The sequence below is a fragment of the Streptomyces sp. NPDC001544 genome (genome assembly GCF_042894285.1).
In the GTDB taxonomy this organism is placed as follows: Bacteria; Actinomycetota; Actinomycetes; order Streptomycetales; family Streptomycetaceae; genus Streptomyces.
Map to the genome: position 1 here is coordinate 63147 of NZ_JBIAVN010000016.1, position 26698 is coordinate 89844.

1 protein-coding gene (running past one end of the window) is annotated in these 26698 nt (G+C 72.3%); it reads right to left on the reverse strand.

Annotated elements, in window-relative coordinates:
- On the reverse strand, positions 1–26698 hold the 3' portion of the coding sequence (locus ACFY0F_RS30985) for an amidoligase family protein (RefSeq protein ID WP_388801545.1). 12017 nt of this gene lie beyond the right edge of the window; only the last 26698 of its 38715 coding nucleotides appear in the window; the start codon falls outside the window, past its right edge; the stop codon is at positions 1–3.

The following is a 26698-nucleotide window of genomic DNA, read 5'->3' on the forward strand; positions in this document are numbered from 1 at the left end:
TCACCACCGTGCCTGGGCGGGCGGGGTGACCCTGCGGACAGGAGCCGGGACGGCAGGAGCGGGACGCGTGGGCGCGGGAGGTGCCGGAGGCGCGGGGACGGCCAGGAGGCCGCCCAGCACGGTCTCCAGGCCGTCCGCCAGCTTGCCGGACCTGTCGACCGGCAGCATTCCGTAGAGGCCGCCGGGGACCGCCACGCGGACGGTTCCGTGCGGGCCCCTGATGACCGCCGTGACGTCGAACCGGTAGATCCGGTACTTGCGCTGGCCCTCCTTGTTGCGCTCGTCGGTGCCGCCGATCGCCGCGGTCCGGCCCGTGCTTTCGAGCCAGCTTCTGAGCACCGCCGGCATGCGGTCGAACATCTGCTGATCGTCCACCTTGCCGCCCAGCTCGGGGCCCAGCACGAACGTCCAGCCGCTCTCCTCCTCGTTCTCGTGCTTGGGCTCCTCCTCGGTCTGCACATAGGTGCGCTGTTTGATGAGCGTCCCCTCGGGGGGGCCGAGGATTTCGGCGCGGTCGAGGTCGAGACCGACGACCGCGGTCTCGGAGCCGACCGGGAGCTTGTAGCTGTGCCGGAGCAGTTCCACGATGTGCGGCCGCAGCATGGTCGCGGCGGCGTAGTGGCTATAGCGCAGTCCCGCCCGGGTCGTGAAGTCCAGGCCGTCGATGTGCGGCGGCCGCTGCACATCGAGCGTGGGCACGGTCCGCTGGCGTACCGCGGTCATGCCGGCCCAGCGCTCGATCGACGCGGCGGCGGGCACGGCCCACGGGTGGAGGTTCGCCAGCAGCGCCTTGGGCGGCGCGGTGGGGCGCGCGTACGGCGGCAGCTCGGGCTTGTCCTTGGGCTTCCTGGGCTTCCTGGGCTCCTTCGGCGTGCCCGGAGGCGGCTTCCGCAGCCGGTTGCGCGGCGCCGGCGGCGGCGTCGCCCAGCTGACCTCGGTCTCGCGGTGCTTGGTGAGGTCGACGGGTTCCGGGCGCGCGTCGGTCTCGACCGTGAGGTGCCGGGGCACGAGCAGCCGTACGCTGCCGCCCTTCACCAGCGGGCTGTTCCCCTTCGTGCCGTCCCCCGCGTCGTACCAGGTGAAGATGCGCCGGCGGCGGACCGGCTTCCCGGCGAACAGGCGGACGATGCCGTGCGCGCCGCGCGCCGGGGCGCTGATGACCTCGGGCAGCTCCGTGACCACCCCCATCTCGACCCGGAAGGTGATGCCGTGCTCGAACTCCTCCGAGGTGTCACGGGGGTTGGCGCGGTAGATCCTGACGGTCTTCTCGACCTCGCCGTCCTTCACCTTGCGGGAGGCCCGGTACTCGCCTCCGCCTTCCAGGCCGCCGTGCACCTCGTGGTTCCCGGCGCGGGCGCGGAGGTCGAGGCCACCGCCGTACTCCGAGCCGGAGCCGGCGGTGTCGGAGTGCTCCTCCTGGTACTCCCCGCGCAGGGTGAGCTTGATGTCGTCGCGGGGACGCCGGCCGTGCGGCGCGGCGAGCTCGGCCGCCGTGACCCTCACCCACAGGTAACGCGCGGAGCCGAAGGGGCCGGACAGCGGAATCCAGCGTGAGACGCCCTGGTGGGTGAGCGCGTGCCACTCGGTCTGCAGCGCCCCTGAGGAGAAGGCGGAACGCAGTATCCGGGCCACGAGGTTGGGACGGCCGCCGGTGGCCCCGGCCTTCTCGGTGGTGATCACTCCGCGGGCGCGCAACCGGTCGGTGATCGTCTGGAGGACCTGGTGGGCGGGCAGCACCTCGGGATGTCCGACGCCCGAGATCAGATCGGGCGACAGGTAGGTCCGGGTCGGCGGCTTGCCTGCTGCCTGCCTGGTCCTGCCCGCGGCCTGCCCGGACGCCTCGGCGGACTGCTCCGGCTGCTTCCCGGCCGGCACGGCCCCCTCGGCGGAGAGTTCCGTGCTGCCCGACCCGGCCGCGGCGGGCTCCTCCGGCGGAGGTGTGACCACGATCGCCGGGACCGGCGGCGGCATGATGTCGGAGAGCCGTCGTTCGGGGACGAGCAGGTCCAGGGCGTCGTCCGCGCTGAGGTACCGGGTCTGCTCGCTGAGCGCCCCGTTGCGCCAGCGCAGGTACGTCACCTCGAAGACCGGGACGGTGCGGAGCGTGTGCACGTTCCCGCTGTACGTGGCACGGGTGATGTCGATCCGGCCGTTGCTCACGCTCTCCTCGCCGCCCCGGCTCCTGGCGGCCTCCGCGAACGCGAGCGCCGTCACCCGCCCGCCGGGCCCGGAGCCGTGCTCACCCGCCGCGTCCGAGCCGAGCCTGAACTGCGGGCCGAGGGTGCCGGCGAGGCCGAGGCTCCATCCGTCGCTGTGCTCCCGTTCGTGGTTCGACACGGCCTGGAGGTAGTGCTCGACCTCGACGTCGGGACTGGCTCCGAGGTCGGCGCGGAGGTAGGAGGTCAGCCGCACGCGCAGCGCCTGCTTGTGACGGCCGTCCTTCTGCAGTTCCGTCTCGAGGCCCAGGCTGTGCGTGAGCTCGTCGAAGTGGGAGGCGAGCCGGCCCGGGTGGGCGAGGTCGCGGATCTCTTCGGGCCACAACGCGGGATCGTCGAGCCAGGACTCGGGGAGGCCGTTCTCCTCGGCGTACATGTCCGCGGCCAGCCGGGCCAGTTCGGGGAGCATGTGGAAGGCGGGGTAGATGCCGTGCGTGCCGCTGCTGAAGTCCAGCGGTCCGCTGCCCTGGTGCGTGGGCAGGACGGTCGACCGGTCGAAGCCGACGCGGACCGTGCCGTGCGCCTCGGCCTGCGTCAGGGTGACGGGCCGGGTGGGAGCGTGCTCGTCGGGGACGACGATCCGCGCCACGGCCTTCTCGCGACCGCTGAGGTACGAGGGTTTCTTGGCATCGGAAGTGACCGTCCACCGCACGGTCAGCTCGTAACGGTGCTCGTCGGCCCTCGTGTTCGTCTCGGTACGGCGGTAGCCCTTGGCGAGGCCGCTGAACTTCTCCTTCTTCCCCTTGGACCGGGTGATCAGCCCGCGGACCAGACCGAGCGAGAGCCGCACCGGCGGGGTCGTGATGTGCAGCGCGCCGAGGTCGAACTCGTGCTCCGGGAGCGCGAGTCGGGCGGCGCCGCCGAAGGCGAAGCGGCGTCTGATCCCCCTGCCGCGCTCACCGGCCTGAGCCGTGCCGGTGACGGCCCGGGCGTTGACCTTGATCGGGTAGTTCTCGCCGGTGGCCTTGGGGTCGTCGGCACGGACCGGGTCCGCCATCGGGTTGGGGCCCTCGATACGGGCGCCCCACCGGGCCTGGGCCGAGACCTTGTAGCGGTGTCCGCCGACCTCGATGGTGCGGTGGATGCCGAGAAACGCCTGAGCCGGGTCGGCCTCGAGGGCGGCGCGGCCGTAGAACATCGCCAGATCGCGGTCGGCCCCGGCCCAGTCGCTGCGCGCCGCCGCAACCTTGCCGACGGCCTTCGCATGGTGCTGCGCGATGGCGTCCCGCAGGTCCTGCTGGAGCGTCTCGGTGCCCGGGAGGGCGATCGGCATCGAGAAGCCCATCCCGCGCCGCGAGGCCAGCGCGAGCGGCTCTCGCGGGTGCGGCTGCGGCAGCTTGCCGACCCGGTCCAGCAGGGGGAACCGGAACGGCGACCGGGTGGTCGGCGTCTTCTTCCGCTTGGGCGGGGCGGGCTGTGCGAAGACGGTGTGCCGTGGCGCGTCGCTGCCGCCGGAGACGGGCCGCAGGTCGGCGGTCCAGTCGGAGCCGACGGTCCGGGCGGCGAAGTGCGCCGCCTCCCGCTTGGGCACGCTGATCTCGGACTCCGTGACGATGTCGACCGGCTGCACCTTGTGGGTGGCGGACTCGACGGTCGCCACGAGCCGCATGCCGGCCCGGTAACGGGACTGGTGGCCGAAGATGTTGAGCACCGTGTGGCTCATGTGGCCGCTCTGGAGGGCGTGGCCGGCGGTGCGGTCGCTGATGAACATGGCGTTGGCGGCCGGCGCGAGGCCCTTCGCCTCGAACCCGTGCCCGTGGGAGCCGCCTTCGTGCGCGGAGCCTTCCCCGCCGCCCTCGCCGTGCGAGCCGCCGACGGCGCTCCCGGGAGGCAACGCGTCCACGCCGCCGCTGATGCCCGCGGTGTTGTAGCCGGCGCCGAGGCCGGCCACCGACGCTCCGGCACTGGCCGCCGTGGTGGTGGTGCCCGCGCCGATGTCGTCGCGGGTGCCGACGTTCGTGTCACCGACGTACTGCAGGCTGTCGAACGTGCGGTGCAGGCGCAGGTGGCCGCGGAACGTCCTGCCCAGCGGGCTGCTGACCTCGATGGGGTTCGAACTGTCCCCGCCGGACCACCACGGGTAGCGGTTACGGGCGGTGGGCTCGGTCAGAAAGCCCTCCTTCCCGTCCATCTTGGCCGCGTCCATGATCTTCTTCACGGACGCGGGGGGCAGCCCGGCGGCGATCATGTTCTGGTGCAGCCCGGCGATGACCGGCGTCAGATCGACCGCGTTGAGCAGTTCCCGGGCCTCGGACGGCGACTTGCGCGGCTTGCCGGGACGCGGCGCGGCGGGCGCCGCCAGGTCGGGACGGGGCTCGTCCGCGCCGGTGTACGGCGTGGGGATGTCGAGGTGGATGCGCTCGGGCACGGTCACCCGGCGGCGGGGCGGGGTGGCCTCTTCGCCGTTGACGAAGACCCGCATCTCCAGCCCGGACAGGAAACGCCTGAAGTCGTTGATGAAGGGCTTGCGGCCGGAGAGCACGACCCGCTGCCAGGCGCTTTCCCGGCTCTTCGAGGACCCGACCACGAACTGCGGCGCCGCCACCGCCGCCGCGGACGCCGCGGCGCCCGCGCCCAGGCTGAGGGCGGTGAACAGGATGGTGTCCGCGCCGTACCGGGTCTCGTGGCCGCTCTTGCCCCCGGTCGCCGTCGATCCGAAGCCGACCGGGTATTCCTTCACGTCCTTCTTCGGCAGGACCAGCGGCGTCAGGCCGCTCGGCACGGGACGCAACCACACCAACCGGCCCGCGACGACGACCATGCGCCCGGCCGCGAGCAGGTCGTCCCACTCCTTCGGCGTGCCGGCGAGCAGCAGGTCGCGGATCGCGCCGCGGATGCCCGCACGCAGTTCGGCGTCCCGGTCGGTCGCGGGCAGGAGGAGGCGCTGACTGACCCGGCCCGCCCACAGGGTGGCGTCCTGCGGTGTGAACTCCACCTCCCCGATCGAGTCCGGGACGACGGTCTGGCCCAGCGCGCCGTGCGAGATGTACCAGGGGAACTCGTCGGCAGGCGGCGGCTGTTCTCCTTCCGGAGGGGTGACGGTGATCACGGGGACCGCCGGTGCCTGCGGTTGGGACGCCGACCGAACCGCCACCGGCTCAGGTACCGCCGGAGTGGACACCGACGGCCGCGGCGCGGCGGTGTCCACGGTCCCGCTTTCCGCGGCGGCCCGAGGCTGGAGGTCCTCGGCCGCCGGGGCCGCCGTCGCCGCGCCGATGGGCTGCTCGTCCGGATGTACGGGGCCTTGCTCCGGCGCTCCGGGCGTCCTCGGGAACCGCCCGGTGCTGATCTCCAGCGGACGGCGCTCCCCGGCCTCCAGGCCGATGGCGTTCCGGTACTCCGGCGCGGGGAAGGCCGGTTGCCCCGCCGGTGCCCCGGTGACGGGTGTCTGCTCCTGGGGCAGGCGCCCCTCGGGCAGCGCGGAGACGAAGCCCGTGGGGCTGCCGTCGGGGCGCTCGTGGGTGTGCAGTCGGGCGGGCTCGTTCCGGGTGGCGGGGGTCACCGACACATCACCCGTGGGCAGATGCGCCGCGAGGCCGGTGGCCTGCTCGATGCGGCGTGCCACCGCCCGCACTTCCTCCTCCGCCGCGCCGGTCTTGCACGACGTCACCAGGATGTCCGTGGCATCCGCCGGGAGCCGGTCCCTCATGACGGCCAGCAGACCCTCGGTGTCGAAGTCGGCGGTCCGGCCCTTCTCCGCGGCACCCCGGAAGCCCTCGCCGGTGCCGTGCGAGCCCCACACGGCCACCTTCGCGCCGGGTGACAGGGGAAGCCTGCGCCGCGTGCTCACCAGCCGGCCGTCACCGTCCCGCCGCCATTGGACGTACTCCCGCATGCCGGGCACGTCGCGGTGTGCTTCCCGGCGCGCCGCGGCGTTGCTGTCGGTGAACGACGTCAGCCCCGCGTCCCGCCCGTCGCGGTCCTTGAGCTTCTCCACCTGCACCAGCGAACGCAGCAGATGCCGCTCCGGATCGGTGATGGCCCCGGCGGCCAGCATCCGCTCGGCGGACTCGCGGGTCATCCGGACCGGAACGGGGTGCGCGATCGGTACGTCCACCTCGGCTCGGGGGGCGTGGACCCCCATGGCGTGCGCGACGGTGTCGCGCTTGTGGCCGACCAGCCTCAGGTCGACGGTGAACTGCACCAGAGCCGACGGCCCTTCGAAGAACAGAACGGCGTCGTTTCCGGCGGCCCGCTGGCTGCTCTCGCCGGTCTCACCGCCGGCCGAGCGGTAGGGCGCGGGCTCGTAGTCGTGGTAGTAGTGCTCCCCGACGTTCATCCAGCCCGGCAGCGGCGCACCCTGTCCGCCGGTGGTGTGGGCGCTTCCCTGGGTGCCGGCCTCCCCGCCCTGGCTCTGCCGCATGGTTCCGCGGGCGCCGCCGGCCACCGCCTCGAATTCCGCCGCCTCACCCGCGCCGAGTACTTCGCCGCCGGTGAGGCGCGCGTGCACGGTGACGTCCAGGTCCTCGGTTCCGGGGAACCTCTTGACGAACGCCTTCGGCAGGGGCAGCCCGGTGGTGGCCAGCACGGGCAGCGCCGACTCCAGCCACTCCGTCGAGACTCCCTCACGGCTGACGTGCGCCCCCGCGGTGCCGGTGGTGCCGAAGTCCGGCGAGGCGCCCAGCTTCCGGGCCAGGTCGACGATGCCTGCCCGCACCAGCGGCGCTCCCCTGAAGCCGTTGGCCTGTGCCTCCCAGGGCAGCCGCGCCCCGGAGGCGCGCCACTGCGCCAGCGGGACCGGCGGTGCGACGGGGTCCCCCGGCGCGGGCAGGGCCCGCGGCGGGCGCAGTCCGGCGAGCGCCCGCAGGTCCGACTCGGGGATCCGGAACCGCAGGTAGCGGTCGTCCTCGGCCGGGGAGCCGTCTTCCGCGGCGGGGGGCGCCGTCAACTCCACCGAGACGATCGGCTCCGCGTCCTCCGGCAGCCCCCCGCGGTACAGTTCCAGCCGCGCGGACACCGGTATGCGGAGCCGGACCATCCCGTCCTTGCCGGGAATCCTGGTCGTCACGCCGGTCACGAGGGCCCGGCGCACCGTGTCGGCGAGGGACCGCCGGCCGGACGTCCCGATGAGGGGTACTCCGGCGACGGTGCCGGAGTTCTCCGAGACGGCGCCGACGGCGATCAGGGGGACGTCGAGGCCCGGCCCCCGGTCCTCCGCCTCGGTGGACGAGCGGTCGAGCACGGCCGTGGTCGCGTAGCCGATCTGGCGCTTTCGCGTGGGACGGCTGTCGAAGGTGCCGTCCCGCCGGTCCAGCACCAGTTGTGCCCAGTAGGCGTCCCGGCCCTTGCTCTGCCGGAACAGCTCCACGCCCGCACCGCCGTCGTCCAGGCCGGCCAGCAGCCCCGCGGCACCGTCGAGCAGTGCCGCGAGGCGCACGGTGTTGCGCCGCCCGTCGTCCAGCAGTCGTGCGGGCAGCAGGTCCTCGGTGAACTTCTCGCCGAGGGTTTCCAGCAGCTTGCCCCTCAGCGCGGGCAGCAGCCGTCCGAAGCCGGGCAGCTTCTCCACCACGCCGAGCCCCAGCGGCGGGCCGGCCGCCAGCACGAGCCCGGCGGCGGAGTCGGCCGGCACGGGCCCGGCCGGCGTGCTCTGCGCCGCGGTCGCGGCAGAGGCGTCGCTTTCCTTCACCGCCCCGGTCGGCGCCACGGTGGACGGCAGGGGAGCGGCCGTGCGCCCCGCCGTGTCCCCGGTCTTCGCCGCGGCGGCGGCCTCGGGTTCCGACGGAGCGACGCCCCGCGCCCGCAGGCGCTCGTCGACCTGCGGGCCGAGGCCCAACTCCCGCGCGTGCTCCTCGGTCACCAGCGCGGCGACCGCCCGGGACAGCAACCGGCCATCGGTGCGCAGCTGTCCGGAACCCATGCCCACCTTCGCCTCGGCGGCCATCAGGACCTCCAGATCGCCCTGGACGAGCACCAGCCGCTCGTCGGCGTCTGTGAAGCCGATCCGGTCGACCGCCCCGAGTGAGGCGAGCGAGTCCTGGGAGGACTTGCCGAGACCGTAGCCGGGGACCAGGCCGCCCAGCACGAACGAGTCGCCGGAGGGGCTTCCGGCTCCGCCGCTCATCAGCGAGAGCATCATCGACCTGATCGCGCCCTGGACTCCGACGGCCTGGTGTCCTCCGGTGATCCACCGCTCGGTGGGCGGCCCGTCGACCACTTCCACCACCGTGGGGTTGAGCACATGGAAGCGCGTGCCGACGGCTCCGGTCAGCGTGCCCAGCCTGCGCTGGTAGCGCAGGTCGTCGACCACCCAGGCGCCGTTCGTCCCACGAGCCAGAGCGACCGGGAGCGAGTCCGGGCTGAAGTCCTCCTCGATCCACAGCGCGGGATCCAGGGCCGGCACCGCGAACGCCTCGTCGCCGCCCGCGGCTTCGGCCAGCAACTGCTGCGCCAGCTCGCCGATCTCCGCGCCGTCGCCCACGATCTCCAGGGCGAGCCACTCCTTCAGCGCCCGCTTGCCGGGAGCGGGGGCCGCCCACGCCGGGTCGTGCATCTGCGCGATACCGCTGAGCTCCGGGACCGGTGTCGCGACGGTCCGGGCGGCGATGTGCGGCAGGTGCCGCTGGGCCCTGGAGAACGTGAGGGCGGTCGAGGTCGTCAGCCGTGCCGGCACCGCGTCCATGTGCAGCGGCCGCACGCCGTCCGCCGCGGCCGGGGCCGCGCCGGTACGGGCGATCGTCGTCACCGACGGTGTCTGCCTGCCCGGCCGGCCCGGCAGCAGCCGTCGCCGCCACGTCCTGGGGAGCCGGACGGAGGTGACCTCCACGTCGAAGGCCAGCGAGGTGTCGAACGCGCTCGTGGCGCCCGACCCGGTGGTCAGCCACCGGCCTCCCGTGTTCAGCCCCGCCTGGCCGGCGCGGATGCGGGACATGCCGAGCGCCGCGGCGAAGGTCAGGTACAGGTGCCCCGGGAGGGGCTTGACCGACACCGTTCCCAACAGCGAGACACCGTCCTGGCCGCTGCCGCCGCTGTGCACGCTCTGCGCCGACACAGCGCCCCTGCGGCTCTCGAAGTCCTCGATGTCTCCCCTGTACCGGGGCTCGGTGACCAGTCGGCCCCTGACGCGCACCAGGACGTACTCGTTCACGTTCCAGTCCTTGCGGCGCAGCCGCACCGGGATGCCCCGGCCGAGGAAATGACCCTTGCGCGCGCTCAGGCCGGAGGGCGACAGCGCGGTGGTCAGGGCCCGGTGGTTGCGGCGTTGCCGGACCAGCTCGGGGACCTGGTCCCAGCGGTCGGCGTGGTTGGCGTCGGCGAAGCCGGGCAGGATTCCGGCCAGCCGGGGATCGCTCGCGAACAGCTCCTCGATCCGCTGGATCAGCTGGAAGGTGTCCACTTTGGACAGCGCCACGCTCGCGCTCGTCGGCCCGAACGGCAGGAACCGCTCGTATCCCGGATCACGCAGGAAGAGCGGGACCGACGAGAGGTCGCCGGGCACCTTCACGCCCAGCGACAGCGCCTCGTCGGGACGCAGGCTCAGCCAGGCGGTCACGTCCTTGTACACCGGCCCGTCGCCACGCCCCGCCCGCATGGCGGTGGAGCGTGCGCCCGTGCCCTCCACCCAGATCCGCACCCGGGCCCGGTAGACGATCCGCTTGCCGGTGATCTGATTGCTGTACGAGGAGGTGGCAGCGGACGCCGAGTAGATCGTCCGGTTCGCCGCCGACGACGCTCCCGGCCGCAGGGCCAGTCGTACCCGGGGTCCGCCGGCAAGGAGCCCCAGGCCGACGGCCGGGCCGAGTCCGAGGTCGCCGCCGACGCCGCTGCTGGTGTCCACCGCCCGCTGCCGGCCGGACTGCCGGCCGGGGCGGGACATCATGTCGTCGATGGGGAAGACGGGGGCCATCCTGACGATGTCCGCACGCGCCCGGTAGGCGCCCAGCACGCTCTTGTCGGCGCTGACCAGGTCCTCGGAGTCGGTCCAGCCGTCGAAATAGGCGGGCAGGTCCTCCGTCAGACGGTCCGCGGTGCCGGCGCCGAACGCGGCGGACCTGCCGCGGGCTCCGGGCGCGGTGACCGCGGGGTGCGTCACCGACCGGATGACGTCGAAGAGTCCGCCACCGCCCTCGTACTGGCCGCCGGCGTCGGTCACCGCGAGCACGTCCAGCGACTCCGCGAGCCGCACGGCGCGCGCGAGGTCGACGGACAGCGGCTCCAGCGGGGCGTTCCAGGGCCGGACGGCGGCCGGGACGAGGTGGTTGACCGGCACCCGGGCGGTCACCGTGCCGCCGCTGTTCATGGTGCGGGCCGTGCCTGCCCCCGCTTTCTGCACCCGCAGCGTCAGGGTCACCTTGCGCGGGACGTCGACCGTGCCGCCCGTGCTGGCCCGCAGGTGCGTGTTCGTCACCGTCTCGTCGACGGTGACCTGCCGCGACGTCTGGCCGAACGCCAGGTTCGCCGCCGCGGTGCCGCCCGCGAGCAACCCCGGTACCGGTGTCGGCAGGAGGACGGTGGCGGCCCCCTTCAGCCCCCAGCCGTCCGTCGACCTCTGCGAGCGCGAGGTGGCCGACACGGTGCCGTGCGCACCCGCCACTCCGGAGGTGTCCGCCTGGTCCTCCTCGGTCAGGACGATCAGCGGCCGGTTCTCGTCGTGGGCGCGGGCGAGGGAGACAGTCACGTCGTACCAGCCGTCCCCGCCGCGGACCTGGTACGGGATGCCCTCGCCGAGGTAGGCCTCGGTGCGTGCCTCCAGCTCGTCCACGATCGGTTGGGGGTCACCGCCGTCGGTCAGCGAGCGCACCTGGTCGGAGACCCACTGCAGCCTGGGCCCGTCCAGGCCGTACAGATGGACCGTCCCAGGGGCGTGCATCCGCTCCAGGTAGGGGTGCAGCCGGTAGCGGCCGCCGGCCGGCCGGGTGACGGGCGCGTCGGTGGCGGTGCCCTGGGGCGTCTCGGTCCGCTGCTGCGGGTGCGTGTCCCGGGCGTCCGTCCGGTCACCGGGCGCCTGGCGGGCCGGGGCGGGACGCGCGACGGCCCGGTCACCGGTCGCATCGAGAGCCGGGGCGGGACGCGGTGTCTGCGTCGGCCCGCTCTCTTCGGCCTGCCCTTCGTGGACGTCGGTTCCGTTGCGGGAACGGGCGTCGGGATAGGCCGCCTCGGCGTCGGGGGCGGCTATCGCCGGACCGATCCGACCGGCCGGGACGGCCGCAGGGGTGGTCGTGGCATCGGCGGGTGGCATCTGGAAGTGCCGCTCGGACTCCTGGGCTTCGGGCTGGCCGGCACCCTGCCTGAGCACGGTGCTCGTCTGCTGGATCGTGTGGTCCTCGGCCACACCCGGCGCACCCCCCGTCAGACCGGCTTCCCGTTCCACCGGCGCACCGGCGTAGCGCGTGTACCCGGTACCGGCGGGCCAGGCGTCGTCTGCGTCCGGCCCGCCGATCCGCAGCCACGAGTCCGCGGGTATCGATGCCGTGAGTCCATCGTCATCGACCGTGCCGTCGCCGTGCCGGAACACCTCGGTGCCGGCCAGCTGGGACGACGGCAGCTCGATCTCCCCGGGCAGGTACTCGTCGGTGACGGTGAGGTGAACCGGCTTGCCCAGGGCAGTGGTCACACCGTCGGCCCACTTGAACACGGCCGGAGGGATGTCCGCGCCGGGATACACGACCACGAGCGGTTTCTCCGGCGACCAGCCCAGCTGGGACATGAGCGCGGTGAACTCCGGAGCGCGCAGGGGACTGCTGCCTTCGAGGCCGAAGACGGCCGGCACACCCCGGGCACCCGGCACAGCCTTGACGACGAAGGCGTCGTCACGCCCGAAGCGTTCGCGTACGCCCGCGGCGTCCCACTCCTGCACCGATCCGCCGGCCTCATTGAGGAACGCCACGGCGTCCGGCTGCCGGGTCACGAAGATCCGCCCCAGCGACGCCAGCGGCTCCAGCTGCGGCACATCGTCCGGCACGGGCCAGCCGACGCTTCCATGGGCGCCCGGTTGCGCGCCCCGGCCACCGAACCAGGCCTTGACGGCGAAGGCGGCCAGGGCCTGCTCACGGTCGGCCCTCCGCCAGAAGATCGTGTCCAGCATCGCGCGCACGCGCGCCGTGTTCCTGGGCGTGTCCGGTTCGAACACGACGACGTCACCGGACTGCCGCACCCCGTCTGCGGGGTATCGCACCCGCTGCACCAACTCGGCGTGCGCGTCGATCGGGTCGTAGCCGGGCGGCTGCCAGGCGGGGTCGTCCGCCAGCCGCAGAGCGGCGTGCACCAGCCCGAGCGCGACCTTGACCCCGACCTGGATCTCGGCCTCGTCCAGTTGTCCGTCCTGCAGCCGGAACTCGACGTGGTCCGAGCCGACGCCCACGACGTTCTCGAAGTTGAGTGCGTCATAGTGCTCGGTGGGGAGCCAGTGGTCCGGAACCGCCCCGACGGGGGCGGTCCCCTCGGGCCCCTCGGACGCCTTCGGCGGCAGGGCCTGGGCGTAGGTCAGGCCACGGTGGGCCTGGGCACGCGGGTTCATCGCAAGCCTGCCCAACGCGCTCTGGTAGCCACGGAACAGATCGGTCAACGCGAGACGCTCTCGCGTGCCCGTGCCGAACTGGCGCGTACTCACGTGGACATGCGCCCCCGCAGCCGGAGTGATGATCCCACCGTGGTCACGGATGATGCGCGTCGCGGTCGCCAGGTCCTCCCACGTCCGCCGACTGTCGCGCAGCAACGGAGAGACCAGTTCGGCGCCGATCGATGCGTCGCCCTCCAGGACCCAGCCGTTCCTGGTCTCCTGATAGCCCCCTTCCTGTGTCTGCGCGGTGTGGTGACTCCCGAACTCCCGCTGCGTGGTGAGCCCGGCCGCACGGAGCCTGTCGGTGATCTCCTTGAGCGCCGAGAACCGCTGCCCGCGAGTGAAGTTCTCAGGGAAAGTGAATTCGATCTCGACACCGAACACCAGACCGCCGCGGTCCGGGTCGGCCAGACCGCCGGTGGCGTCCTCCAGCATGTACGGAACGGGCGACTCACCGCGCTCCAGCCGCGCCACCGCCTGATCGGTCGCCTCGTCGACCAGCCCAGGACCCGACGCGGGCGCGGCCCCCGTCAGAGACCACCACTCCCGCGCGTGATCCCGCACAACGGATGCCGGAATCCAGACCGTTGAGGCGCCGTCGGCGCCGAGGGCCGGCAGGTGTGCGGGCAGGCGATGGCGCACAACGTCGTACAGCGTCGCGTCGGCTTCCACGAGGGAGGGGTGCCCATGCGGGTGCGGCGCGGCGGCGTTCAGCGAAGGGTCGAGCGGAATACGGATCGCCGGGGCGTCGTCCTGCCCGTCCGGTACGAAATACATCCCCTCCCATCCCGCGACCAGCGTGTACGACGCGCTCGCGGCGCGCTGGAAAGCGGCAGTCTCCGTGTCCTTCTTGGCGACCCGGCCGATCCACCCGCTCCCCCCGTGCAGGAGCGCACCCGCCGGATGGACGAAGTGATCGTCGAACCGCACCCACCCCTTCGACGAGAGCGGTGTCTTCCAACCGGGGATCTTGATCCGGCCCCGGTCACTGACCTCGTACCTGAAGGGGACGCTACGAGACGATGACAGACGCACGTACGGGAACCACTGTTCCGGAGTGTCACCCGTACGTGCCGGAACGTCCTGCGCCGGAATCTCGGCGAGACCACCGCGACGTAGGTCCGACACAGTCACCGTACGACCGAGCGGCCACCCCAGCTCCAACGGATCCGCACCCGTGTCCGGCGATCCATGTGTTCCGAAGTCCTCCGACTCCAGGGGCCCTGCCGCCTCACCCTGGTCATCGAACTCCACCGGGCTCGGCGCCGGTTCCTCGCCATGAGCCCGGGAAGACTCCGGTGCGGCACCGGACGACGAGTACGGCCGCGGTTCCTCTGCCTCGGTCTCCGCAGAAAATGCCTTCGGTGCACCGTTCGCGGAGGATGAGGCGTTAGCCGTCCCGACGCCCGGCGGGGCTTCGGCGGCGGAGGTCACGGCCCGGACCGCGTCGAGCGCGTCCTGCGGCGGGGCCGTGGGCGCCTCGGTCGTCTCCAGCACCTCGTAGGGGTCGCCCTTGACGTCGGTCGCCGGCCGGGCCGACACGGGGACGAGGTCGGTCGGCGCGGCATACCTGACCTGCGGCCGGCTCGGGTCGTGGGCCAGCGGGGTGAGGTCCCGGGCCGAGGAGTCCGCCACCCGCACCACGACACGGCGCCACCCCGGCGCCACCTGCCCCAGCGCCGCCAGGGCCGCCTCCTCGTCCGGCCACACCTCCTGGAACCGGCGGGCCGTCAGCCCCGTCAGGTCCACCGCGGCAACCTGGTCCGGGACCGGGACGGCGTAGTACCCGGGACGGTTCACCGGAGGCAGCAGTGCCAGAGCCTCGGCCGTCATACCCGCGTGTACGGGGATCTGGCCGCTCAGCAGCTCGACAACATCCGGGGCGTGGTCATGCATCTGCTCGCGGATCCCGGAGTACTCACTGCTCCCGGGCTCAACCCCCGTCGCATCGTCCAGCAGTGCCGCCAGGTCCTCGTCCTGCGTCAGCAGCGGCGGTAGCACCGGCGTGCGGTCGGGTTCCATCGCCTGGTCGATCATCTCGCCGACCAGCCGCTTCAGTTGCTCGGTCCGCTCGTCGGGACGCAGGTCCTCCAGGCCGGAGTCCAGCAGCGGACGGTGGGAGTCCTCGCTGAACATGTACAAGGCGTGGACATGCGCCTCGTCCAGACGGTCCAGCGGAAGACCCTGACCGGCACCGCCCCAGGCACGGGTCGCGGCGTGCCGGGCCGTCCACTCCGCCGCAGAGACCGCCGACCGCCACTCCGGCGGAACCGGCGGAAGCTGCTCGGCGGCCGCCAGCAGACGCACCGCCTTCGCCAGACCGTCCCGCACCTTGAGGCTGCCCGCCGGGTGTCCGGAGGACCACCCCGGCGGATCCTCGGCGTAGTACCGCCAATGGGGCGGACGCAGACGGTCCGCCAGGTCCCCCGCGGGCAGCCCCTCACGGGGTGCGAACACCGTGTCCGCCAGACCGTACAGGTGCACCCCACCACCGGCCAGCGCAGCACGCAACGCGGCCTCGTTCCGGCTCATCCCCGACGCCCGCAGATCCGCCAGCAGGTTCACCAGCGGATACTCCTGGCTCAGGCCCCAGCCGGCCACACCCTTCACATACGCCGGGAACTGGTCACTGGGCAGCTTCAGCGACCGGTACATCTCGTAGAACCCCCGCGTACTGCGGATCGGTTCATCGCTGGTACGGATCCCGCGCTCCGACCGGAGCTCCGCCATTCCGGTCTCGTCCTCCGCCAGCGAGCTCCAGCTCTCCGGGTACCTCTTGTCCTCGGCGTGCTGGACGACCGCCAACAGCTCATCCAGCGAGACCGTCGGGTCCTTGGGATCGAACGGCAGCTCGTAGTCGGGGTCCGCGGCCAGCGCGGTCACCACCTGGTGCATCACCGTCCACACGGCCCTGCCCTGCAACAGCCGCTCACCCAGCGCCCGCTCGTACTCCTCCGCCATGTCGAACCAGAGCAGGTCGTCCCCGAAGCGGTAGCGCCCCGACTGACCGGCGAAGTACGGATCGGTCACGTTCCTGGGAGCCGGGAGCGCCGCGGCCCGCGGCCGGAACTTCACCAGTTTGGCTTCCGGCTCCGCACCCCAGCCCGGAAAGAAAGCCAGGAAGCGGTTGTCCGTCGTGTTGCCGACGGCCATGTTCCCGGCGAAGGCGACACGCTGGGGGGGGTGCTGGTCGACGGACAGCTGAGCCACCGGCACCGCACCGGGGCGCTCAGCGCCCACCGAGCACTCCCACTGCACCAACGGGGTGTCATCCGGTATCCCCGCCGCTGCCAGCCGCCGAGCCACCGCGCTGCCGAACTGTGAGCCGGGCACCGACTTTCCCCAGCCGAAACGGCCCACCACGAAGATGGCGTGCTTGGTGCCGTGCGCCGTGTCCAGCACGAACCGGGCCGGCCCGCCCGTCTGTCCCGCCGAGGCCAGCGGCCAGGCCTGGAGTGGGCCGAACTGCTTGGTCTCCGAGTCGTAGACCTTGATGCCCTTGGCGTCGGGGAAAGCCATGAGGTGCTCCCTGCGCCCAGCGAGGTCCCGCAGAGTGTGGCTCTCGAAACCGATCAGGACCCCCTGCTTCGTCCGGATCTGGCGGAACAGGATCTCGTTGTTCCAGGGGACCGGTGAGTGCGGATGCGGTTTCTCGGTCGCGATCACATGCGCGTACCACTGGCCTGTTCTCCCGGCCCTTCGGTAGCCGACGGGCTTGTCGACCGACAGGAGGAGCGCAGCAGGAGACTGGACCGAGCGTTTCCACGGAGCCAGCGAGAAGATCGCCGTCTTCCGCGGCGACAGGTGATTCCTCACCTCCACCAGCACCGGATGCAACCCGTCGGGCATCCGCTTGGCGAAGTCGTGCAACTGTTCCTCGGCGACCGCGAGATCCGACGTCCCTCGCTCGAACGGCGGTTTGCTCATCATCTGGCCCTGGCCCGCGCCGGGCTTCGCTCCGGCGGACAGGGGAGCGGGCACGAGTGACCAGTAGTACATCGGACCGCTGTCAGCCTCTTCAGCGGGAAGCAGGTCCAACGCCTCCTCGGCCATCGACGCATGACCCCGCATCTCGAGGAGCAGCGCCGGGCCCGCGGCACTGGCGAAGGCTTCGACCGCCGCCTTCACCTCGTCCGGGGGAGCGGCCCGGTCGAGCACGTCCCGGATGTTGCTGTCCCGCAGCATGACCAGCGGCCACGTCGTACGGTCGGCGGGATCCGCCAGCTCACCCACCCTGCGAATGTTCTTCCGCAGTTGATCGACGTTGAGCGAGGCGAAGAGCCGTGCATCAGGTCCGCCGGCGACCGTCAACGCCATGGAATGCGCCGGCTGCATCCGCTGGAGCGCCGACGGAACCGCCGGATTGCGCATCAGGTCCTGCCACGCCTCCCGGCGTTGCCGCCACAGCTCCTCCGCTTCGGAGCCGCTCGACGGCTGCTGGCCGAGCTTCTGTCCCAGGACTCTGATCGGGTCGGCCCACGTGCCCTTGCCCGCGACGTCCATGCCCAGCAGCGGCTTCGTCGCCTCCGCGTACATCTGCAGATGCGGCATGCGCAACAGCTCGCGGGCGAGTTGCCCGTCCTGCGCCGCCGTGCCCTTGCTCAACCGGTCCTGCGGATTCAGTACACCGTTGATCCATCCGTGGATGCGGGAGAGATCCGTCCGCCACGGATCGGGCTCCATCTGCTGGTCCCACACGCCGGCCCGGTGCGAGGCGTCCAGGAACCACTCCCACGGCAGCATGGCACCATCACGCTGCACCAGCCATCCCGCCACAGCGTCCCGGAACAGCAGCGGATCACTACTCGGGAAACCCATGTGCCGGTACACGTGCAGAAGCAGTTCCACGAAACGGAGCCGACCGATCTGCTGGGCCGTCAGCTCATCGAATCCACGGTAACCGCGATGCCGCACAGCCGCGTCCCACGCGGGCCCCCGCGACTGGGGCCCGGTCGGCATCGGCAGCTGGTGGTCCACCGCGTACGGCAGAGCCAGCCGCTCCAACACCCCCATCGACTGGGCGAGCGGCGGGGGGTCGGTAGCCGTCAACCAACCCTGGATCTCCTTGTCGACGTCGATCCCTGCCAGCGACGGCTTGTCCAGCAGCAGTCGGGTGAAGATCTCGAAGCGCGGAGTGCTGATGAACCGCATGCGGGCGTCGAGGATCAGGCAGCGAACGGCGAACTGCGCATGCCGGTGCATGTACGGGTCGGCGCCCAGTACCCGGGCGACCGCGTTGCCGTACGTGTCGGACAGGGCCAGCCAGCGGTCGCGGGCCCCGAGGAAGAAGGACGGGAACCTCAGGGGGAGGGCAGCCGGCGTGTTCGGCGGGGCCTGCCCGGTGCCGGTCGCCGGGCCCGCGACCGCCTGGCCGCTCTGCGCCGGGGTGGTCGCGGGGGCGGCCGTGGTACCGGCGGGTGGCGACTGGAGTTGCCACTCGGAGAGTCCGGTGACGAGGCCCCCGGCCGAGCCGTCGCGGATCGCGTCGTCCACGACGGAGGCGATCTTCGCGACCAACGACGCGTCGAGCGGCGGGACCGTCCCGGCGGCCTCCTCGCCGTGCGGCACCGTCCGCGTGAGGTCGTGCCCGGACACGGTGGTCTCCTGCGGCGCCGCTTGGGCGGCAGGCGCCTGCCCGGGCCCGGCGGCGCGGCCGGATGCGAGGTCCGCAGGCGTCGCAGTGATCGCGGACCCGTCGGGGTCGGCGGGGTCGGCGGGGTCGGCGGGGTCGGCGGCAGCATTTGCCGTCTCCGGTGTCCGGGACGCTGCCGTGGCACCCATGGGGCTGCCCGCCGGAAGTGAGGCGTTACCCACCTCGAAGTCCGGCTGGGCTTCGGCGGGACGAGCGGTCCCGATCGCGCCGAGTGCCTCTGCCACCGGGGCCACGGGCGTCTCGGTCGTCTCCAGTACCTCGTACGGATCACCGTTCGCGTCCGCGGCCGTCCTGAGCGGTCCGGGGACGGGGGCCTGGCCGAGGGAGACGCTGTGCCCGTCCTCCATCGACACGTCGGAGTCGTTCGCCTCCTCGGAGGAGGTCTCCATCGCGGAGCCGTCCGAATCCGACGCCATGTCGACGTCCGAAGCGCTGTCGGTGTCCGAACTCTCCGTCACCGACGCGGAGTCGGAATCGGTCTCGTCCCCGGCGTAGGGATCGGTATCGGTCGCCTCCTGGTACTCGTAGGGTCGGCCCTCCGCGTCGTACAGCACTCCCCGGACCTTGATGTCGAGGTCCGTCCGGTCCGGGAAGACCACCTGTCCCAGCCGCGGATCGGCCGCGCCGAACGCCGTACGCCGGGCCGAGGAGCCGTCCACCTTCACCAGGACCCGGTGGTGGCGCGGCCCCGGGTCGTTCTCCTCCAGTTCGGCGAGCACCACGGACAGGTCCGTCGAACCCGGCTGGAACGCCGGCAGGGACATCTTGTGGAGTGCGCCCTGCGGGGCCGCGCCCGGTACCCCCGAGGCCCAGTACCCGATGTACACCGGTCCGGTCGGGCCCACCGCCGGCAGCTTCGTCAGGGTCTCGTCCAGCATGGCCAGATGCGACGGGAGGTTCGCACGCACCGTTCCCGTCAGTCGCTCGCCCAGCGCCAGCAGTTCCGCACCGATCTGCCCGAACCGCTCGCCCTGAGGGTCGGTGGCCCTCGCCTCGGCCGCCAGTTCCCGGAAGTGCGCATCGGTCTGAAGGAGGTACGGGAAGTCGAGATCGCCCTGCATCGCGGCGTCGATCGAGTCGGCGATCGCCGCCGCCAGCGGGTCCTCGCCCACGGCCGGAGCGGTCAGGAACCGCGGGTCCAGCAGCAGGCGGTCCGGGGTGTGGCCCGCCAGGAAGAGCGCGGTGGTGTGGGCCGGCAGCAACCGGTCCAGCGGCGACCCCGAGTGGTGCCGCGCCCACTCGCGCAGGGCCGCGTGCCGGGCCTGCCAACTCCCCGCGCCGACGTGCTGGGACGCACCGTGGGGCACAGCCGGCACGCCGTGGGTTCCCGCCATGAGGTCGAGTGCCGAACGGAGCCCGTCGGGCACCGTGATGTCCCCGGTGATCCGGGGCGGCAGACCCGGGTACAGCTGGTGGTGCGGCGGCAGCCATGCCTGGCCGTGTCGGGCGGTCAGATCCTGTGCATCGCCCTTGAACGGCCGCAGGACGGAACGCGCCCAGTCATAGACGTCCGGCGCGTCACCGAGCGCGGCGTCCCTCAGTCGGTCGACGTCCACCCCTCGACCGTCCGCGGCCAGACCGTTGTCAAGGTAGTCGGCGAGGACCTCCATGAGGGTGGCGCCGGTGGACAGCCGCCAGGCGACCACCGCCTTGAGGAGCGGGAGGTGCCCGTCGGGGAAGTCGATGGCGTCGTACGCCTGGAAGAGCGGCTTTATGCTCCGGTAACCGCCCACGCGCACGGGCAGTCCGCGCCGGGCGACGAACGCCGACCGCTCGCCGTCGTCCGCCGCGATCCAGGACAGCTCGACCGGGTGAACCTGCCGGACCGCGTTGGTGATCGCGGCCATGAGGTCGGCCACCGAGGGCCGGCCACCGGGAATCCTGATCCGGTACTTGCCGGAGGCCGCCAGGGCGTCGGCGAACTCCCCCGCGAACCTCCGGACCTCGCGCTGCGCAGCCAGCGCGTCGGCGACGGCACGTTCGTGCAAGACCGCCGCCGACTGCCACGCCGGCTTCCGGAACAGGTCGCGCCACAATCCGGACCGGCTGGCGAACGGCAGCCGCGCCGCCTGATGTCGCGTCCCGGCGGCCTTCCCCGGCTGCCGGTCGAACGTCTCCCAACGGGCCTTCTCCCCCACCCGCCGGTCCTTCGGCTCCTCGACGAGGAAGACCCGTGTCTTCCGGTTCGGGGCCTTCGTCGTCACCGTTCCGCCGGACACGTTGAAAGCGGCGGTCCTGACCTCGTGGACATGCGCGTCGGCGATCTGCTGGGCCGCGGGCACGACTCCCTCGGCACCACGCGCCGCGTAACAGGAGAACACCAGCTGGGTGGTGCCGCGCCCGAGCCCGAGCCGTTCGATCAGCCGGGCTCCCCTCCTGGCGATCGGTGCTCCGCCGAGCTGCCTCACTCCTTGGGGGGTCAGAGCAGCGAACCTTCCTGTTTCGCCGTGCGAGGACCAGACGGTGAGGGCGGGCTTGCCGTCCGGCCGCAGACCGGGGGTGTAAGGAATCGGGAGGAGCTTGCGCGGTCGCCCTGCGAGTTCGTCCTTGTAGACCAGGGAGCCGTCACCCAGGTGGAGCAGATCCCGCATCTCCTCCCACCGTCCCGACCAGTCGTACCGGCTGAAACTGGCCTCCCCGAACTCGGTCCCGCGACGGTCCCGGACTTCCCGGGTGATGATCGGTTCCTTCCACTTCCGCTCTCCGGCGGGCTGTTCGGCCTCTTCGACCGTGACGAGCCGGTACTCGAGGCCGGTCGCCAGATCCCGGACGATCTCCTCGTCCGTGGTGGTGAACGTCGGGCGCCTGGGGTGGACCGCCTGGCCGTCGGGGTTCGCGGTGAACGGGCCGTACTCACGGGCCTCGAGCGGGCGGGCGAGCCTGTACAGCACCGGATGCCCGGAGGCGCGTCGGAGTTTCGCCGCAAGGTCCCTGGTGGCCGCCGGGAGGCTGGACGTGGTCTGGAACAGCCGGGCCTTGGTGAAGGTGCGTCCCGGGGCCGCGTACGCGTGCGCCCCGTGCAGCGGGCCGGGCTCGATCTCGGGCCAGTACAGCGGGCCCTCGGCCTCGGGCAGCAGCTCCACGGTGCCGGCTGCCATGTTCGCGAGCTGGGCCAGCTCCGCCATGAGGTCGTCGGTCGCCAGCGACCGCGCCAACTGCCGCAGTGCGGTGGGCGTCCGTTCATCGGGGTGGTCGACCAGGCCGCGCACCGCCGGCTCGCGCCGGAGGACGTGCGGGAGGGAGGACAGGGGCGCGCCCGCGGCCAGCGGCATCAGCCGGGACAGGATCCGTTCCTGAAGCAGCTGCCGGCCCGGTGCCGACCGCGCGGTGATCCGCTCGTCCAGGAACTCCGGTGCGTCACCCAGGAGATAGAGCGCCGCCGCACCGCCGGGCGCGATACGTTCGTACTGGCGGCGGTGCCTGCGCAGCCATGCGCGGAAGGCGTCCCTGCGGGCATCCGACGAGACCGCGGCGGAGAGCACCCCGTCCGTCGCAGCATTGACGAGGTCGTCGGGGGTGGGGCCGCCGGCGGTCTGCGGGGCCAGCAGGCCGGCGGCCAGTTCCGCGAACATGACCTCGTGCGGCAGCCGGCGCAGGGTTTCCCTGAGCGCCGTGTCCCCTGCCAGCGGACCGTCGGCGATCCTGGACATGGGGTCGAAGAGAAGCGGCACCAGGCCGTACAGCTGGGCGGCGTCGACCTCGACGGACGGCGCGGTCCGCACGTCCGGCTCCATCCACCGCGAGCCGTCGGTGTCGAACACTCCTGCCCGCTGGGCGGCTCCGAGGAGCTGCACCAGCGGCGGCGCGCCGTCCTGCGACAGCATCCAGCCGAAAACGGCGTCCCGGAAGTCCAGCGGGTCCGCTCGGGGGATGTTCAGCCTGTCGTGGACGCGCATCAGCGTTTCCGCCAGCCGGACCCGCTCGGCCTTCTCGGCCGCCCCTTCCCCGGTCACCGGATGGCCCAGCTCGGCCAGGCGGGACTCCAGGGCGGGGTCCCGGTCCACCGGTTCCACCCACTGGGGGTCGTCCGCCGCGAAGACCGGGGCGGCGAGGGCGAGGGCCTCCATCACCTCGGCCTGCGACGGCCCGCCCTTCTGGTTTCTGCTCAGCAGGCGGTCCATCGCCGCGGCGTGGTCGAACGTCTGCGGGTCCTGCGGGGCGAAGAAGTAACGGAGGTGGTCGGTGTGCCTGGCGGCCAGTGCGTCGACGAGCGCCCGCAGGGCGAACTGCGGCGTCACCACGTCGACCGACATGGCACGGCCGAGGGCGCGTTCGAAACGCAGCGCCGTGTCCAGCCACCGCACCCGGTCCTTGGTGTACACGCCGGGCAGCGTCGGCCTGATGCCGGAGGCACTCGACGGCACGGTGGCCGGCAGGCCGGTGCCGGCCGCCGCCGTCCCCGGCGTGCCGGTGGCGGTGGTTCCCGACGGTCCGGTCTCCTCGACCCGCCAGTGGAGCACCGGGCCCTGCCCGTCGTCCACCGTCTCGCTGGACCGGACGGTGTAGCCGGTGTTCCGGGCGAACGCGGCGGGCCGCGCGTCCGACTCCGGACCCAGGAACGACAGGTCGTGTGCCGACGGGTTGACCACCTCCACCAGCAGACGGGGCCCCGACACGGAGTTCGGCGCGGCGAGCCCGGCCAGTGCGGTGGCACCGTCCAGACTGGCGCGAGCGTACTTCGGGATCGTCAGACGGTCCGGGACCGACGGATACGCCAGGAACACCGGTCCCTGCACCCGGGGCAGCCGCTGCAGACCGTCGTCCAGCATCATCAGGTGGTCGGGAAGCTGCGCGTACAGCGGCTCGGCCAGTCTCTCCGCCAACTCGAGCAGCTCGTTCGCGAGCGGACGGAACCGCGGGTCCGCCGGATCGGTACGGGCCAGGTCGTCGGCGAGTTCCTGGAACGGCGGCTCGGCCCTGAGCAGCCGCGGGAGGTCGGGCACCGCGCTGCCCAGGGCCCCGGTCACGACGTCGCGTATCTCGGCGGTCAGCAGGGCCAGACCCTCGGCATCGCTCGGCGCGGCGCGGAACGCCGGGTTGAGCAGCCGCATGTCCGCCGGGCTGGCCGCGAGCAGGTAGAGCGGGATGAGATGCGGCGGCGCCAGCGCGTCCAGCGGGGAGCCGCCGTGGCGGTCGGTCCAGTCGCGCATCGCCGCGTAGCGTTCCGGGTCGGCGGAGCCGGGGCCGGTGCCGGACCGGGCGGCCAGCGCCGCCTCGACGATGTCCTCCGGAACCTCGACGCCTCCGGTGGCCTCGGCGGTGAAACCGGGGAAGTACACCTGCCACTGCGGAAGTTCCAGCGCCTCGCGCAGGTTCTCCGGGGCCGCGGCGAGCCGCCCCTCCACCAGCGCCCTGCGCGCCCAGTCGTACAGGCGTGCCCCGCCGCCCGCCAGAACGGTGTCGAACCCGGTGCCGTCGGGTGAGAACCCGGCGTCGTGGAAGTCCTTGAGCATCTCGGCGAGGCGGTACCGGCGGGTGGCCAGTCCCCAGCCGAGCACCGCTTCCGCGAAGGCCGGGACGCTGCCGTCGTGGATGTTCAGCGACTGGTAGGCCCTGAGCAGTCCGCTGACGCTCCGCAGCTCCCCGGAGCGGCCGAACAGGCCGAGTTCGTCGCGGTAGCGCTGCCGCAGGGCAGGGGTGCCGGCGAAGGTGAAGGTTCCGGGTTCGCGGCGCGCCGCGACAGCGGTGTCGAACGCTGTCATGAGGTCGATCAGCGGCGGTGTGAAACCGCCGGGGCCGGCGGGCGTCGCCGCCGCGGCGCCCGTCAGCGCCTCCTGGGCCTGCTGGACGACCTCGGCAAGTCGCGGATCGTGGGCCAGCAGTGCGCCGAGCCCCTCCTCGAAGCGGAGGGCGGCTTCGCCCCACGCCTGTGTCGGGTAGTGGGCGGGCATGGCCTGGACGGCCCAGTCCGGGGTGGTTTCCTCGGCGTCCGAGAATGCGTGCGTGGGCGGTTCGGTTGCCGCGGTCGGTTCGGTTGCCGCGGTCGGTTCTGTGGATGCCGTGCCGTCAGGGCCGATGGTGCCCTTCAGCGGGATCCTGACCGCCTTGGCATCGTGTGCCGGAGTCGGCATGTCCGGCACCAGGTACATCGCCGAGTCGTCCGCCACGAGCCGGTACCGCGCGGTTCCGGGAGCCGGGAAGTCGGGGTGCTGCCGCAACGCATCCGGATCGGCGACACGCCCCAGCCAGCCACTGTTCCCGTAGAGCAGCCCGTCCAGCCCGTCCGCCGACTCGTGCACGAAGAGCTTGCCGAACCTGACCCACCCGTTCGGCGACAGAACCTTCCCGCCGGGAGCCAGCTCGACCTCACCCGCCGCACCGACCCGGTACGTGACCGGCCGCGACCCCTGCCCGGTCGTACGCTCATAGACGAACGGTCCCTGCGAGGCCTGCGCGGCCTTGCCCTTGCCGCCGATGCCGGGCACCTCACCCACGGGCACCTCGTCCAGGTCCCCGACGACACCCGGCCCCTCGACCATCACCGCACGGCCGATCGGCCACCGCTCCGCATACGGCTCCCTGCCCGAGTCGGGCGAGCCCCCGGGCAGACCACCGCCCGGCTGCTGGGCGGCTCCGGCGGCGGGAGCGGCATGCGTGGCCGGGGGGACCAGCAAATCGTTGGGGATGCTGCCCCACCGCGCCTGCCACAGCACGTTTTCCAGCACGCTCGCGCTCACCACGGGTTGCCAGTTCTGCTGCCTGGCGTAGCCGACCACGATCCGCTCCAGCGACGCCCAGGTCAGCGGCCCGGTGTCGGGGTTGCCCGGGGCGTTCATCCGGAGCGACTCCAGCGCCCCGAGGCCCCGGATCAGGTTCTGGAACTCGGCGACCCGTGCCGGGTCGGTGTCGATGCGCACGCCGTGGGTCTCCCGCAGTGCCCGCACCCACCGCAGCGCCCGCGTCGTACGGTCCCCCAGCCCGGCGGACAACCCGCCCATGTCGGCCAGCCCGGACAGCCTCCCGGAGCCCGGTTCAGGGGGGAACTCGAGCCACTGGTACACCGGGCGGTCCGGATCGTCCATCTTGACCAACCGAGCCGGCAACTGCCCACTCGGGGGCTCCGCCCCGGTCTTCCCATCCGAGGCCCGTACTGTCCGCCCAGTCTTGTTCGCCACTGTCTGTGCCCCGGGCCGGGACACCAACCGGTCCCGTCCCGGCCCCAGCGCCCCCAGTTCACACCACAGCATGACCAGCGGCGCATCGGGATTCATCAGCTGCAGACTCTTGCGGCGGCGGTGTATCCGTCCCAGTTCGGCGAACGGCACCGTCTGGTTCTGACCCGTACTGCGCCTCGCCACCGCCGCTTGAACGGCATTCGCGTGACCCAACGAGATGTACGAACCGGCGAGAGGCCACGGCAACGGCTGCAGCCCGCCCAGCCGGTTGGGTATCACTCCCGGCAGACCCTCGTAGTGATCGATGTAGTGCTGCACCTGGGAGATCGTCTGCAGTTCAGGCTCACGCACCGCGACGTCCGACGCGTTCATGTAGATCCGCCCGGTCAGCTGCTGCCCGTCCGCCGTCACCAACGGATACGAATGCAAGTCCTGGTCCGTGAACCTCGACCCGTCCGACGCCGTTATCTCCTCCTGCGGTTCATCCGGCACCAGCCTGGGAGGCGTGGGAACCCAGGCGCCCACCGGAAGGGTTCCCGGACTGGGATTCGCAAGGGCCGGATAAACCCAGGTGTTGCCGGCATCAGCCGGCTGGAACCGGAGGTCGCCGTAGGTGTACCACACCAGCGCATTGGCTCCGTCCGCCAGCCTGCGCGCCAACTGCTCACTGGCATCACTGAGCAGCAGCACGATCGGAACGCCCGCCGGCCGATCCGGATCGTGTGCCACCAGCTCGACGAACTCCTCCTCGTTCAGCTCCGTCCGGTACCCCGAGCCGTTGTCCAGACCGATCCGCCCCGCGGACACGAACTGCGCCACCACCGCGTGAACCGGACCGCTCCACGGCAGCGAACTCTGCTGGATGACACCCGCAGCGTCCTGCCTGCCGACCCTGTCCAACAGCAACTGCAGCGGCCGCCCCGTCAGGTTCTGCCCCAGGAAACCGCCGCCAGAAGCAAACAGATTCGTCGGCCCGCCCAGCCCCTGCCCCTTGCGCTGCAACCCGTACGCCGCGATCGACGCGAGACTGTAAGCCCGCCCGCGCCGGTAAGCACTGCTCGCAATACCCAAAGCCTCGCTGACATGTTGCAAGTTCATCTGCAACGAAGGCTCCAGGTGCAGCACCTGCCTGGCGACACCCCACACGTCGATCGGCCCCGCACCCAGGGACGGATCGCTCCTGCGCGCAGCCTCCAGCATCGCGAGCGAATTCACCATC